Source organism: Bacillus cereus group sp. TH152-1LC (assembly GCF_027710505.1).
Taxonomy (GTDB): Bacteria; Bacillota; Bacilli; order Bacillales; family Bacillaceae_G; genus Bacillus_A; species Bacillus_A mobilis.
The window spans coordinates 120673-134115 of record NZ_JAQFNK010000011.1 but is presented as its reverse complement, the minus strand read 5'-3'; the positions used below and the strand labels follow the sequence as shown (position 1 = coordinate 134115).

Below are 13443 nucleotides of genomic sequence, written 5' to 3'. Positions count from 1 at the left end.
GTAAAAATAAATGATCTGATAATGAAATTATAATATGAATATAGTTGGAAATCTTCCTATTTTTCTCAAATTCTTTCAAACAACATATAGTAATCATTTTTTCAATTGAAATCTACGAGAAAGTTATGTAATAAAAATCCCCGTTTTTACAAGCGGGGATTTCTTTTATTATAATACGTCACGTTTTTGGAATAATGCACTTGATGCTACAAGTAATACAACAAAGTATGCAGCTACAAGTAATAATGAAGTTGTAAAAGTAAACTCTGTAAATGTTGGTTCCGTTCCGCCACTTACTAGTTTATTGCTATCGTACACACTTAAGTTTAAATGGAAAAACACTACAAATTTAGCTACACCTTTTGCAAACATCATCAGTACCATATTAATTGGTCCTTGTAAAAAGAAGAGGAACATCGTAATAATTAATGGTAATACAGACTTTCTAAATACGTTTGCTAAGAAAAATGCAAGCGTCGCAAAGAAGAATGGTGAAAGTACTTGATATAAAGCAGATTTCATTACGATTCCTAGCGTTAATTCTGTTTTACTACCATCCTTTACAATTCCGCCAATAATCATTGAAATGATCGTGTTAGCAAATATGATAAATACTATAGTAAGTAACACTGTAATATATTTAGAGAATAAAACTGTCATTCGTTTTCTTGGACGGATTAATAATTGCTTAATTGTACCTTTTTGGAACTCATCAGTAATGATACGAGAAGCAATCGTAATTCCAAAAATTGTTGCAAACAAAGTAATTAAACCAATCTCCGAACTTGCAAAATCTAAATATGATCCTTTAAATTCGCTTCCGTCTCCCCATTTCAGCATCGCTAAAACTCCCAAGATCTCCAATACTGCAATAACACCAATTAAAATATACATACCTTTTTTCGCATGCAACTTTAAAAATTCATTTTGAATTAATTTAAACATTACGCTTTCACTCCCCCTGTAATCGCTAAGAACTCATCCTCTAACGTTTTATTTTGAACAGTAACTCCGTATACAAGCACATCGTCATTTACAAGTTGTTTTACCAATTGTGGGATTTCATCTTTCATTACAGATACTGCAATTACATTTTCTTGTGCCTTACCTTTAATGATCTCATTTGCTCTCTGTACTTGATCTACTTCAAACGCTACAACTACTGTCTCATCATGTTTCGCTTGTTCATGTAAGTTGTACTCTTGTACAAACTCCCCTTGCTTAATAATAACGACGCGATCACACATAAGTTCAATTTCACTTAATAAGTGACTTGATACGATTACGGCAATATTCTCTTCTTTCGCTAAACGCTGTAAATAATCTCGAATTTGGCGAATACCAGCTGGATCTAATCCATTTGTCGGCTCATCTAAAATTAAGATTTTCGGCTGATGAAGTAATGCTTGTGCAATTCCTAAACGTTGTTTCATACCAAGTGAATATGTTTTCACCTTTTTATGAATCGCATGCTCTAATTCAACAAGCTTTACAATTTCAGCAATACGCTCTTTACTAATTGGTGTAATTGCCATGTTCGCAAAATGCTTCAAATTTTGCATTCCAGTCATATAATCATATAGTTCAGGATTTTCTACAATCGCTCCAATTTGCTCTAGCGCCTTTTCACGCTCCGTGCGAATACTATGACCACAAATTGTAATATCGCCCTCTGTCATTGATATAAGACCTGTCATCATACGAATTGTCGTCGTTTTACCACTACCGTTCGGTCCAAGAAACCCGTACACTTCCCCTTCACAAACTTCAAATGATAAACCGCGAATAATTTCTGTTCTACCAATTTTTTTTCGAACATTCTCTAACTTTACTACTACATTTCCCAATGTTGATTCCTCCTTTAGACTTCTAGTTTTTTATCGATTATGCGTCCTGTTATATAAACAAGTAAAACAAATATACCGATTGAAAAAGCAATACTATATAAATTCATAAGACTTTCTGGATATAGTATAAGATTTATATCCATTGATTCGTCTATATAAACTAACTTCCTAATAAAATTAGATGTAGGTGCAAGTCCGCCTAGCATTTCATATATCATATTGATTACTTTCGTTACGAGTAAAAATATGAAGAAAATAAGTACATACTCCATCTTTTTCTTTTTTAAAGAAAATACTTTAACACCAGATACTGTGAAAAGTAAAACTAACAATATACTTGATAAATTAAATACATATAATACACTACTAAATACTTGTTTTACTATATCTAGCTCAATTGTACTTTCGGTAAATAACATTCCATAGAGTTCTGTACCTTTTATTACTTTCATCGAAATACTATAGACAAATATAGTACCTATCACTTCAAAACACATTAAACTAATTGCCGCATATGACAATATTGCTAAAACAATTTTTTTACCAGATATCGGTGTTAATCGAAATAATGTACTTTCGGTCATTTTCCCAAACGCAGACATCGCCTGCAGTAATACTAATACCGCAAAAATTATATAAACTAAGAATACTAAGGCAATTATAATCATTTGCCTTACTTCTCCTGATTCTTGTTTAATATAATTCCCCATACTTACAAAAGCGACAGCTACAATAAATATGAATGATAATAACGAAATAACAATTTGCTTTTTATTCGCATTGTACATATATATTAAACTGGCCTTCATCTACTAAACACCTCCTTAAACAAATCCGTAACAGCTTTTCCTCGTTGGAAACGTAATTCCTCTACATTTTCATGCAGTACACTCTCACCATCTTTTAAAAAGATTACTTCATCAAAAATATTTTCCACTTCTCCGATTAAATGCGTGGCAATTAAAATGGTACAGTCTTCGCGATAAAACTGTAAAATAAGCTCTAATACGTGTTCTCTAGAAACAAGGTCAATTCCGCCAAGCGGTTCATCTAGTACGTATAACTTTGCTTTTCTCGAAAATGTTAAAATAATTTGTAGCTTTTCAACCATACCTTTTGATAAAGCTGTAATTTTTTCTTCTAACGGTATTTTAAATTCCGCAATCGTATCTACCGCTTTTTGAATGTCGAAGTCTTTATAAAAATCTCGATAGAAAAATAAAGAATCTTTTACCGTCATCCAACCATCAAATACTGGTTTATCCGACATAAAAGAAACAATTTCTTTCGTTTCTAATCCGACCTTTTTACCAGCGATTGTAATACTCCCTTCGGAAGGATGCTGCAGACCGGCAATCATTTTCAATAACGTCGTTTTTCCGCTTCCGTTATCTCCAACGAGTCCTATAATTTTCCCTTCCGTAGTCTCTATGTTTAATTCACGGATCACTGCTTTTAACCCGTATCTCTTCCATAAGTTTTCTATTTTTAATAACTCTGTCATTCGCTCTCCTCCCTTTTCTCATATAATGAAGAACGAAGGATTGTAAGAATTTCTTCTTCTGAAAAACCTAAATTGTCCATTCCATCTATAAAAGAATGAAGTAATTCTTTCGCCATCTCTTTTCGCAGCTCCATAATTTTCTCCCCTTCATTCGTTACATATCGTCCCATTCCTCTACGCGTTACAACAACCCCATCCCGTTCCATCTCTTGAAATGTACGCTGAATCGTATTTGGATTTACTTGTAATTCACTCGCTAATTCACGTACAGAGGGAATTTTATCACCAGGCAATAAATGTCCTGTTACGATTTCTTTTTTTATGTATTCCATTACCTGAATGTAAATTGGTGTATTTGGAGAAAACTCTATTTTCATTTCTTCCCTCCTTTTGTATCAGTGTACTAGTTAAATAATACACCGATACAAAAGGATTGTAAATACCCATTTAATTACAAAAAAGTGCTATCCATTAGCTGGGTAGCACTTTTCAAACAGAAATTGTTATATAAAAATAATAGTGTTATGTAAACAAATTCATAAAGAAAAGCTGTCTTATTCATTGATAAGACAGCTTTTCTTTATAATCATATCTTAAAAATTAAACACGAAGTCATCATCAGATAACTTTTCAACGTTCGTCGCTTTTACGTAACCATTTCCTTTTACAGAGAAGAAATCATGGTTTTTCGTATCTGTACGTAAACCATTTAAAACGATTGGGTTAATTTCTTCTTCTTCAAACTTCGGCTCAAGTCCTAAGTTCATAAGTCCTTTATTCGCATTGTAACGAACGAAACGATTTACATCCTCTACAAGACCGATAGAAGTGTAAATTTCTTCTGTGTATGCCATTTCAATTTCATATAGTTCCATTAATAACTCTTGCGTTTCTTTTTGCACTTCTTGTTGATCTTCTGCAGAAAGTTCCGCGAAGATTTGTTGTGCTAAAATACCGACGAATACGCCGTGAATTGATTCATCACGAATTATTAAGTTAATAATTTCACCACTTGCTGTCAATTTACCTTGACCTGCTAAGTAAAGTGGATAGAAGAATCCACTATAGAATAAGTAACTTTCTAAAAATACACTTGCTACCATTGCCATGTATAACTCTTTTTTCGTTACTTCAGGCTTTAATAAACGACGATAGTAACTAGTAACAATCCCAGCTTTTTTCTCAAGTAATGGATGATTGTCTACCCATTCAAAAATATCATCAATTTCTTCTTCAGTAGCTAACGTTGTGAAAATATGACTGTAACTCTTCGCATGTACTTCTTCCATAGCTCCCATGAAAGCTAATACACTTTTCGCTTGTAAATTTTCAAGATGCACAAGTACAAGTGGCATCCCTTCGCCACCTTGTTTCGTATCTAAAAGTGTTAAACCACCTAATACACGCTTATAAGCAACCTGCTCTTCTTTTGATAATTGTGCCCAAGTATTTTTGTCAGAAGATACCGCGATTTCTTCTTCTGTCCAAAACTGAGCGATGTTTTGCTTCCAAAACATTAAACTAAAATCATCTTCTTTTTTGTTCCAGTTTACCGCACGCATTCAATCGCCCCTTCTCTAAATAAACATGAAAAATTGATAACTAAGCATGAGCAGGGTTCAGAAAACCCTGCTCATGATGTCTCACTTTTTATATTAAACGGTACAAGCTACGCACTCTTCCACGCTTAACTTACGTGTTCTCGTATAATAAAGACTCTTTAAGCCTTTTTTATGTGCATAGATGTAGTAACGTGCTAATTCACGTGTTGAAATATCACTATTAACATAAAGAATTGTACTAATTCCTTGGTCAATATGTTCTTGAATTTCTGCGATTAAATCAATTAATTTAAACTGATTCATATCGTAAGAAGATTTATAGTACCAGAACGTATCCTTTGATAAATACGGCATTGGATAATATGTTGTCGCATTCGCATATGTTCTTGATTCAATTTGACTTACGATTGGCATTACGCTTGAAGTTGCATTTTGAACGTAACTGATAGATTGTGTTGGAGCGATAGCAAGACGGTATGAATTATATAATCCATTCTTCTTCACTTGCTCTTTTAAACTTGTCCAATCTTCTTTTGTTGGAATATGAATTCCATCAAATAGTTGTTGAACTTTTTCAGTTACTGGGCTGTAATCTGTCGTTTCGTATTTTTCAAAGTATGTGCCATTTGCATAATCAGACTTATCGAAGTCTTTAAATGTTTCGCCTTTTTCTTTAGCGATTTCCATACTTTTCTCAATAGAGTAGTAATTTAACATCATAAAGAATGTACGAGCGAACTCTTTCGCTTCAGCACTTTCATATGCAATTTTGTTTTTTGATAAATATCCGTGTAAGTTCATTGCGCCAAGTCCAACTGAATGAAGCTCATCATTCGCTTTTTTCACAGTTGGTGCATTCGGAATGATCGTCATATCAGAAACAGCTGTTAAAGCTTCCATTCCCGCATGAACTGCTTCACGAATTTCTTTATTTTCCATTACATTTACGATATTTAACGATCCTAAGTTACAGTTAATATCACGGCGGATAATGTCATCTGTACCGTAATCATTTATTTCAGAAGTTTCTTGAAGCTGGAAGATTTCTGTCTCGAATGTTCAACCGAGTTCGCTACTCCTCAGTCCGTTGCGCAAGCAACTGCTGTATGTCACCATACAGGACAGACTATATCATCACCTACAGCATTACCTGATTAGGTGCTCCGCTTTTCGAACGCCAATCGCTTGCGCTCTACTCCCCTAAGGGATAGTCGTTAGGCTTTTACTTATCTTAATACTTCAGAAAGTCTCTTATTACTTTATGTTGTCCCATAACTCTGCTATACAAAATAATAAGATACATTCTGAACTTTTATATTTTCATTCTAAGATAAGATTTAGCACGGTAGGTTACCTCAAATTTGAGGCTTTCCCCGTTTAACGGAGTTTTCGACTAGCATTTCTACTAGAAGGTGCTACATATTTAACACAAGTTCGACATCTTCACAGTTCCAATATCCTTCAGTGGATGTTGGTTATTTGCATTTGATTTAAACATTAAGTATGGGTAACCAGACTCAAGCTGAATCATAGCAATTTTAATAAGCATATCACGTGCACTAATATCTAGCGGCTTCTTCTTCACTTTCGGATTGCTCATTAATTCATCGTACATTTCATCGATATCAATATCATCTAAATGCTTTCCGTATTCTTTATACACCGTATAAGGCGCGAAAACATGGAAAGGTTCGTTTTTCTCAGCAAGCTCAAAGAACTTACTTGGAACGATAATTCCGATTGATAGAGACTGAATACGGCTCTTCTCATCGGCATTTATTTTCTTTGTATCAAGGAATTCAATAATATCCCAATGGAAAATGTTTAAGTATACTGCGCCGGCACCTTTTCGTTGGCCAAGCTGATTCGCATATGAAAACGAATCTTCAAGTAATTTCATAACAGGTACTACACCACTTGCAGCATTATCGATACCTTTAATTTGCTCACCACGTGCGCGTAGCTTAGATAAGTTTAAAGCTACTCCCCCGCCGATTTTCGATAATTGCATTGCAGTATTAATGTTAAAGCCGATTGAATTTAAGCTATCATCCATCTCTAACAAGAAACAAGACACCATTTCTCCTCTTCTGCTTCGTCCCGCATTTAAAAAGGTTGGTGTCGCTGGTTGGTAGTTTTGTTTTACAATCATGCTTGCGAAGTGTTTTGCCTTCGCAACATCACCGCGTCCTAAGTATAATGAAACAATTGCTACACGATCTTCATAGCTTTCTAAGTATTGTTTTTGATCATTTGTTTTTAACGCATAATCTTTGTAGAACTTAGATGCTGCCATATAAGATTGGAACTCGAAGTTTTCACCATAAGCGATGTTATATACCTCTTCTACTTCCTCCAAGCTATACTCGTCCAGAACGTTGTAATAGTAATCATGTTCTTTCATATACTCCATTCGCTCTGCCACGCTATTAAAATGAACGGTATTCTCTCTAGCTTCTTCCATAAAGACTTCTAATGCCTCTTTATCTTTATGAAGCTGATAAAAACCGTCCTGCATTTGCGTGATTTCATTATTCAGTTCAATGTGTCGCAATCTCCCGCACCCTTTCCTTAAAATATTCTACATCGTTATTTGTTCCTGATAACTCAAATTTTGATACAATAGGCACTTCATATTTAGCAGAAATTTTGTCAGCACTTGCACCGAACATGTCTCCCCAGTTACGATTGCCGCTTGCAGATACGCCTTTTAATTTTTCATTATTGCGCTCTAAAAATTCTAAAACACGTTCTGGTACATTGCCAAAACCTGTTGTATACGTAATTAAAACAAAGTCTTCATCTATTACTAGATCTTCACCAATTTGAACGGCCGGCATATTTAATTTGTGAATGAAACGCTTCACGTTTCCTGTCATAGAATCATATGCAACTATCATTTCCGACCCTCCCTCTCCAATCTATACTCTCTGTATGTTCCTTCTTGTTTTCTCTATATATTGTATTACGTTTCAAAATAAGACACAAGATATATGTATAAATTCTTTCTTTTTTTAAATTTTACTTTTCGACAAGATAGTCGATTTTTTTCAATACAATGACTATGAAACAACATTCTAAAACTCATGTCAATAAAGTGCTTTTCAAAAAAGTTGTCAACGAATTTAACCTTATTTTTTAAAAAGTTACCAATATATTTTGTCATAAAACGGCAAATGCTGGAGGAATATATTTCTCCAGCATCACGCAAAAAAGAACAGACATGAAACGATAATCTGTTCTAAAAAACGATTACATTTATCAATTTTACTTTATTAAATATTATACATATACTTTTGGCTCGCGTTACATACTAAAAGATAACTATTATAGAAAAAGATTATTATTATGGAAATTCAACTTATTTATGAAAAGATTATTCAGAGTGCTCAATACGCAAAATATCTTTTACAAATATATGATGTGGATTTTCATCTTTATCAATCATTGTACATACAGGAGCTTCTTCATCAAAGTACACAATCATTCCTTCTACGTACTGATATGTATGTTGAACTTGTACAGTTACTTTAATTTCTATAGCCTCTTCATATGCTCTTTTTATTTTTCGAAGCATTTTTTCCGAACACTTTCGTTTCTCTGGGTACATAACCATCCCCATAAACCTATTGCCGGCTCTGTCTTTCCACATATAATCCCAATGCGGTAATATGCCTTGTTTAAAATCGCCCATAATTCTCCTCCCCTATATTCTTCTAGTTACGAACGTGGCGTTTCTGAATATGTATAAATTACTTGTCCGCCGCGCTGCGCGTTCCCAATAATATGTTTAAAATCTTCACGCCCTACTACAACTTTCCTAAACGTATAAAATACATCTTTCGTTACAACATACTCCTTTATTTCACCATTTTTCAGCTGATCCAAAATTGTATTTGCTAATTGCTCATCCATGTATTTCACCTCTATGCAATATTTTATTTTATCGTATATTCTTTAGGTCAACAACTGTAAAATTATCCAGATGCTATACCTTCATTTCATTTTCAATATTTCGCAAACGATATCACTTTACTATATGTCCACTAAATATCATATACTAACATAGCTACTTCTCTATATCAAACATTTCGACATTCAATTATGCAAAGTTCCATACCACTATGCTACAATATACAAATAGAACTAGGAGGGATACTATGATTCGGAAAGCAAAAAAGACAGATGCGAAGCTAGTAGCGCCTTTATTGTATAACGCTCTGCACGAAATTGCTGAAAAAATCACTGGTAGCACAGTTGAGACAGAAGTATTACTAGGACTTGAAACATGGTTCTCAAAAGAGAGAAATCGACTGAGCTACGAAAACTGTTTTGTATATGAACAAGACGGGGATGCAGTTGGGGTTATTGTCGCTTATCACGGTAGTGAAGCAACAACGCTTGATACACCAATTGTACATTACTTAAGAGAATTACATAAAGATGAATCGATTACGTTAGAAAAAGAAGCTGAACTTGATGAATATTACATTGATACATTATCAGTTTCAAGTGCATATGGCGGAAAAGGCATTGGTTCTAAATTAATTGAAGCTGCTGAAATCCATGCAACTGAAAAGGTGTATGAAAAAATTGCATTACTTGTTAATTTAGAAAACAAACGTGCCTATTCACTATACGAGAAACTAGGTTATAAAAAAGATCAAATCGTTATGCTCGTAGGCGAACCTTATGCACATCTCGTAAAAACATTAAACATCAAAGTTTCTATATCTTAAAAAGAAAGCACACGATTTATATAAATCGTGTGCTTTTATGTTAAATTTGTATGTAATGCATTACCACCCATCACTTCGTGGAATGTATAGGTTGTACATCCCCATGGCTTCCTATGTAAAATAGGAGAACCAGACCATCCCATCGCTCTCAGTTCCGCCCCAACCATTGCATGAATGTAATTATGACCTATAAGAGCAATACTTCCGTGTACGAGGGCGTAACGATGTAATAAGTAAGCCGCTTGCCTTGCCCTCTCTCTTACTTCCTTATAAGACTCAACATCTTTATGGTAACCAAGTATCCATAATGTTCGTCCGATAAACATCCATATGTTAGGTTTACACTTCAACCCTTTCGGAGCATAAAAACTCGTCGGAACTTCCGCTTCCCTAAAAAGAGAATTTTGCATAAAGGATAAAGAATTCATTAATTCAGCTGCTGACTGTACAGCACACCTTTGATCACTCGTTACAATCAATTTTGCTGCTTCAACAGCTTCCTTTGTTTCCATTGGTACAGTTGCTTGTTCTGTTGTAGTATGTAAGTCATATCCTTTCATCCATTCATGAAAGGATGTAACCGTCATTGGTTCTATAGTACGATCTAAGCGACCATGACGAATAAAAGAAATCTTCATTCTTTCCACTCTCCATTCATCACTTACGAACTCTATTATGTACTATTTTTAAATATCATACCACGCAAAAAAAGAAAGTTATACACCTTTACATGTCCCCGCCACTCTCATTTGTGACCCCAGCATGTATACCATCCATCCCATCAAAATATGTAGTCGTTTCATGATGACGAATCTTTTTTAAATTTATATAAGAAAATACAAATAAAGTTAATGCTATAACACTCCCCACAAATTCAAACATCATTTTACCGCCTCTAATTTCTCCCACTTTAGTAGGTTATTGTATATTTTTTATTATAACCCTATATAAAGATGTTCGCATTTAAACCATTCTTTTTTCTATTAACATGGAGTTCTTGCATATTCTCTTACAAAATGTGAATATTTTTCGAATTTTTACTTTGGAAACATTTACAAACTGGACAATATGGTTCAAAATAGGAGGAAATAAAAAAAACCCAAAATTATTCTTTTTTGGGAAAACTGTAACAAGGAGAGTTGCTTATGCAGATCGCAGAAACTGGAGATATCATTGAATTTAAAGGTGGAATGCAAGGCCGTGTTCAAAAAGTAAATCAAAACTCCGTTATTGTAGATATAACAATTATGGAAAATTTTAGAGAACTAGATATGGAACCTCTTACAGTTGTAAGTCATAAAAACTATACTGTCATTAATCAAAATGCATAATATAATAGAAAGAAAGGATCTGTATAACATACAGATCCTTTCTTTCTATTATATATTAACGATTATCAATTGTTTCTGGATATAGATCATGGTTCATCATGCGGTAGTCTGCCATTTGTTCATATTTCGTTCCTGGGCGACCATAGTTGCAGTAAGGATCAATTGAAATCCCTCCACGTGGTGTGAATTTACCCCATACCTCAATGTAACGTGGATCCATTAATTTAATTAAATCATTCATAATAACGTTCATGCAATCTTCGTGGAAGTCACCGTGATTGCGGAAACTAAATAAATATAGCTTTAAAGATTTACTCTCTACCATTCTTTGTTCTGGAATGTAGCTAATATAAATTGTCGCAAAATCTGGTTGGCCTGTTTTCGGACATAAACTTGTAAATTCAGGGCAATTGAATTTCACAAAATAATCACGGTTTGGATGATTATTATCAAACACCTCTAAAATTTCTGGGCTATATTCAAATAAATATTTTGTATTTTGATTTCCTAGTAACGTTACATCTTTTAAATCTTCATCTAATCTTCCTGCCATTTTAAACATCCCTTCTCATTATACTCCGCGTTTATTTCCCCATACTAACGCATGCAGCTGCGGCAATACTTTTGCATCATTCATCTCTTTACAGTTTACAGCTTTATCAATAAGCCACTCATACTTATCTAATAATTTCTTAATCAGCATCGCATCATCCACTGTTTTTGTATCATCATTCCCTACTTGTAAGAAAAATGGTACATCTGGATAACGTTCGTGCATCTTAACTGCATACTCAAAGTCATAGTCGTCAAATACTACTACCTTTAAACTAATATCTTTTCCTGCTAGTTTCTGAATAACAGCATCTAACTTTTGAAAATCAGTATTCATTGCCGAACTTGGTGGTTTTGGAGAAATCGTTATCTCATCAATTTGAAGTAACCAATCTTGCCATTTACTTCCTTGCGTTTCGATTGCCGTCCGCATTCCATTCTCTTTTAATATAGAAAGAAGAAACTCAATATTTTTCAACAATGCTGGATTTCCACCTGAAATCGTAACATGAGAAAAATTTTCGCCACCAATTTCTACAAGCTCATTCCAAACGTCCTCTGCTGTCATCTGTCTAATTTGATCCTTAGCCGATCCATCCCACGTAAAAGCAGAATCACACCATGCACAGCTATAATCACAACCTGCTGTACGGATAAACATCGTCTTTTGTCCCACAACCATTCCTTCACCTTGAATGGTCGGACCAAATATTTCCAAGACAGAGATTTTACTCATCGAGCATCCACTCCCGTCTTACTTCCGCATAACTAGTTGGCGTCTCAAAAAGACGAACAAATTCAACGCGAGCTCCTTTATATTCGTTCGCACGATTATCTTTTATTAATGCTTCTGCCATCTTTTCGTAAATCCAAACGACCATGTTCTCAGCAGTCGTATTCATCGCTGGTAACGTTTCGTTTAAATAACGATGGTCTAAATAAATTTCTATTTCATTCTTCCAAATTTCTTTTATATCTCCAAAGTCAATCGCAAGACCTATTTCATTCACATATCCGCTAATACCAAATACAACTTTATATGTGTGACCATGTAAGTTTTTACATTTCCCTTCATAACAGTGTAAATGGTGTGCTGCATCAAATGTAAATTCCTTGCTGACCATTACTCTTTTATTATGATATTTAAGCTGTTTACGCTGAATATCCTTGTCCATTTTTTGCAAATCTTCTACGATGCGAAATCCAAAGAAGTTATCCATTAGTTACTCGCTCCTTCGCGTTCTTGTAGGTACGTATCTAATCCTGCTTTACGAAGTTGACATGCTGGACATTCACCGCAACCATCACCAATGATTCCGTTATAACATGTTAATGTTTTTTCTCGAACAAACTCGAATGCTCCAAGTTCATCTGATAATTTCCATGTTTCCGCTTTATCAATCCACATAAGTGGTGTATGAATTACGAACGGATAATCCATGGATAAATTTAAAGTAACGTTTAACGATTTCACAAACACGTCACGGCAATCTGGATAACCACTAAAATCAGTTTCACATACACCCGTTATAATATGACGTGCCCCAACTTGTTTTGCTAATACAGCAGCAAATGATAAGAATAGTAAATTTCGTCCATCTACAAACGTCGATGGCAATTCACCTTCTTCATGTGTAATCTCCATATCCGTTCTCGTTAACGCATTTGGAGCAAGTTGATTTAATAGACTCATATCTAGTACCGTATGTTTAATTCCTAGCTCTTTTGCAATTTCCGCTGCACAATCAATTTCTAGCTTATGACGTTGATTGTAATTAAACGTTACAGCCTCTACTTCTGCAAACTGCTCTATTGCCCAAAATAAACATGTCGTACTATCTTGTCCTCCACTAAAAACAACAACTGCCTTTTCTTTTTTCATTTCACTCATTCTCCTTCTCTACTACG

At 34.4% G+C, this 13443-nt stretch carries 18 protein-coding genes and 1 pseudogene; 2 read left to right on the top strand and 17 right to left on the bottom strand.

The genetic code is table 11. The features are described 5' to 3' along the window. Positions 1-168: 168 nt before the first annotated feature. The 11 genes and pseudogenes from PDL00_RS22165 to PDL00_RS22115 all read right to left on the bottom strand — a co-directional run bounded on the left by PDL00_RS22165 (position 169) and on the right by PDL00_RS22115 (position 8828). On the bottom strand, positions 169-945 hold the full coding sequence (locus tag PDL00_RS22165; RefSeq protein ID WP_270731204.1) for an ABC transporter permease: 777 nt from the start codon (positions 943-945) through the stop codon (positions 169-171). Then, the gene (locus PDL00_RS22160) at positions 945-1847 is read right to left on the bottom strand and encodes an ABC transporter ATP-binding protein (RefSeq protein WP_270731203.1); all 903 of its coding nucleotides are present in this window, start codon (positions 1845-1847) and stop codon (positions 945-947) included. Before PDL00_RS22160 ends, PDL00_RS22165 begins: the two co-directional genes overlap by 1 nt. Before the next feature lie 14 nt (positions 1848-1861). Then, entirely contained in the window at positions 1862-2656 is a 795-nt protein-coding gene (locus tag PDL00_RS22155) for an ABC transporter permease (RefSeq protein WP_242252404.1), read from the bottom strand. Continuing rightward, positions 2653-3351: an ABC transporter ATP-binding protein gene (locus PDL00_RS22150; protein WP_270731202.1), complete on the bottom strand. Its 699-nt coding sequence runs from the start codon at positions 3349-3351 to the stop codon at positions 2653-2655. Before PDL00_RS22150 ends, PDL00_RS22155 begins: the two co-directional genes overlap by 4 nt. Next, positions 3348-3728 (bottom strand): GntR family transcriptional regulator, encoded by a 381-nt coding sequence (locus PDL00_RS22145; RefSeq protein ID WP_270731201.1) that lies wholly within the window; start codon positions 3726-3728, stop codon positions 3348-3350. Before PDL00_RS22145 ends, PDL00_RS22150 begins: the two co-directional genes overlap by 4 nt. A 216-nt stretch (positions 3729-3944) precedes the next feature. After that, positions 3945-4913, bottom strand: a complete 969-nt coding sequence (gene nrdF / locus PDL00_RS22140; protein ID WP_270731200.1) for a class 1b ribonucleoside-diphosphate reductase subunit beta — start codon at positions 4911-4913, stop codon at positions 3945-3947. 93 nt (positions 4914-5006) lie between these two features. Further along, positions 5007-5957 (bottom strand): ribonucleotide reductase, encoded by a 951-nt coding sequence (locus PDL00_RS22135; RefSeq protein ID WP_306472068.1) that lies wholly within the window; start codon positions 5955-5957, stop codon positions 5007-5009. Positions 5958-6339: 382 nt separating this feature from the next. Then, positions 6340-7467, bottom strand: a pseudogene (locus tag PDL00_RS22130) (ribonucleotide reductase N-terminal alpha domain-containing protein); the annotation flags it as partial. Next, complete coding sequence (nrdI, locus tag PDL00_RS22125) at positions 7454-7813, bottom strand: class Ib ribonucleoside-diphosphate reductase assembly flavoprotein NrdI (protein ID WP_000634376.1); 360 nt, start codon at positions 7811-7813, stop codon at positions 7454-7456. The pseudogene PDL00_RS22130 and the gene nrdI, both read right to left, overlap by 14 nt. A gap of 476 nt (positions 7814-8289) precedes the next feature. Continuing rightward, on the bottom strand, positions 8290-8607 hold the full coding sequence (locus PDL00_RS22120; protein ID WP_088029065.1) for a hypothetical protein: 318 nt from the start codon (positions 8605-8607) through the stop codon (positions 8290-8292). Positions 8608-8633: 26 nt separating this feature from the next. Continuing rightward, complete coding sequence (locus PDL00_RS22115; protein ID WP_073517441.1) at positions 8634-8828, bottom strand: abortive phage infection protein; 195 nt, start codon at positions 8826-8828, stop codon at positions 8634-8636. Between the two features lie 245 nt (positions 8829-9073). On the opposite strand from PDL00_RS22115, the gene PDL00_RS22110 reads away from it, so the two are divergent. Further along, positions 9074-9652 carry a GNAT family N-acetyltransferase gene (locus PDL00_RS22110; protein ID WP_063261904.1) on the top strand — a complete coding sequence of 193 codons (579 nt, stop codon included), beginning with the start codon at positions 9074-9076 and terminating at the stop codon, positions 9650-9652. 35 nt (positions 9653-9687) lie between these two features. Here PDL00_RS22110 and PDL00_RS22105 read toward each other — a convergent pair whose 3' ends face one another. Both PDL00_RS22105 and PDL00_RS22100 read right to left on the bottom strand, forming a co-directional pair. Further along, positions 9688-10290, bottom strand: coding sequence for a histidine phosphatase family protein (locus PDL00_RS22105; protein WP_270731199.1), 603 nt, complete (start codon positions 10288-10290; stop codon positions 9688-9690). Positions 10291-10378: 88 nt separating this feature from the next. Continuing rightward, a complete protein-coding gene (locus tag PDL00_RS22100; protein ID WP_063261962.1) occupies positions 10379-10534 on the bottom strand; it encodes a hypothetical protein in 156 nt (51 codons plus the stop codon). A 263-nt stretch (positions 10535-10797) separates the two neighbouring features. Here PDL00_RS22100 and PDL00_RS22095 point away from each other — a divergent pair, with 263 nt between their 5' ends. After that, the gene (locus PDL00_RS22095; protein WP_001165081.1) at positions 10798-10983 is read left to right on the top strand and encodes a YkvS family protein; all 186 of its coding nucleotides are present in this window, start codon (positions 10798-10800) and stop codon (positions 10981-10983) included. Between the two features lie 55 nt (positions 10984-11038). Here the strand turns inward: PDL00_RS22095 and queF are convergent, their stop codons facing one another. From queF to queC, 4 genes are read right to left on the bottom strand one after another with little or no spacing between them, the layout of a single operon-like run. Next, positions 11039-11536, bottom strand: a complete 498-nt coding sequence (queF, locus tag PDL00_RS22090; protein ID WP_000918895.1) for a preQ(1) synthase — start codon at positions 11534-11536, stop codon at positions 11039-11041. Positions 11537-11554: 18 nt separating this feature from the next. After that, positions 11555-12271 (bottom strand): 7-carboxy-7-deazaguanine synthase QueE, encoded by a 717-nt coding sequence (queE, locus tag PDL00_RS22085; RefSeq protein WP_270731198.1) that lies wholly within the window; start codon positions 12269-12271, stop codon positions 11555-11557. Continuing rightward, positions 12264-12755, bottom strand: coding sequence for a 6-carboxytetrahydropterin synthase QueD (gene queD / locus PDL00_RS22080; RefSeq protein ID WP_242252396.1), 492 nt, complete (start codon positions 12753-12755; stop codon positions 12264-12266). The genes queE and queD overlap by 8 nt, the downstream gene beginning before the upstream one ends. Next, complete coding sequence (queC, locus tag PDL00_RS22075) at positions 12755-13417, bottom strand: 7-cyano-7-deazaguanine synthase QueC (RefSeq protein WP_242252388.1); 663 nt, start codon at positions 13415-13417, stop codon at positions 12755-12757. Before queC ends, queD begins: the two co-directional genes overlap by 1 nt. Between the last annotated feature and the right edge of the window lie 26 nt (positions 13418-13443).

Coding starts and splice junctions, on each gene's coding strand:
- queD (WP_242252396.1), bottom strand. CDS start 12,755: ATGGATAACTTCTTTGGATTTCGCATCGTAGAAGATTTGCAAAAAATG.
- PDL00_RS22155 (WP_242252404.1), bottom strand. CDS start 2,656: ATGAAGGCCAGTTTAATATATATGTACAATGCGAATAAAAAGCAAATT.
- PDL00_RS22115 (WP_073517441.1), bottom strand. CDS start 8,828: ATGGATGAGCAATTAGCAAATACAATTTTGGATCAGCTGAAAAATGGT.
- queF (WP_000918895.1), bottom strand. CDS start 11,536: ATGGCAGGAAGATTAGATGAAGATTTAAAAGATGTAACGTTACTAGGA.
- PDL00_RS22100 (WP_063261962.1), bottom strand. CDS start 10,534: ATGTTTGAATTTGTGGGGAGTGTTATAGCATTAACTTTATTTGTATTT.
- nrdF (WP_270731200.1), bottom strand. CDS start 4,913: ATGCGTGCGGTAAACTGGAACAAAAAAGAAGATGATTTTAGTTTAATG.
- PDL00_RS22145 (WP_270731201.1), bottom strand. CDS start 3,728: ATGAAAATAGAGTTTTCTCCAAATACACCAATTTACATTCAGGTAATG.
- queC (WP_242252388.1), bottom strand. CDS start 13,417: ATGAAAAAAGAAAAGGCAGTTGTTGTTTTTAGTGGAGGACAAGATAGT.
- PDL00_RS22105 (WP_270731199.1), bottom strand. CDS start 10,290: ATGAAGATTTCTTTTATTCGTCATGGTCGCTTAGATCGTACTATAGAA.
- queE (WP_270731198.1), bottom strand. CDS start 12,271: ATGAGTAAAATCTCTGTCTTGGAAATATTTGGTCCGACCATTCAAGGT.
- nrdI (WP_000634376.1), bottom strand. CDS start 7,813: ATGATAGTTGCATATGATTCTATGACAGGAAACGTGAAGCGTTTCATT.
- PDL00_RS22165 (WP_270731204.1), bottom strand. CDS start 945: ATGTTTAAATTAATTCAAAATGAATTTTTAAAGTTGCATGCGAAAAAA.
- PDL00_RS22095 (WP_001165081.1), top strand. CDS start 10,798: ATGCAGATCGCAGAAACTGGAGATATCATTGAATTTAAAGGTGGAATG.
- PDL00_RS22110 (WP_063261904.1), top strand. CDS start 9,074: ATGATTCGGAAAGCAAAAAAGACAGATGCGAAGCTAGTAGCGCCTTTA.
- PDL00_RS22150 (WP_270731202.1), bottom strand. CDS start 3,351: ATGACAGAGTTATTAAAAATAGAAAACTTATGGAAGAGATACGGGTTA.
- PDL00_RS22120 (WP_088029065.1), bottom strand. CDS start 8,607: ATGGGCGATTTTAAACAAGGCATATTACCGCATTGGGATTATATGTGG.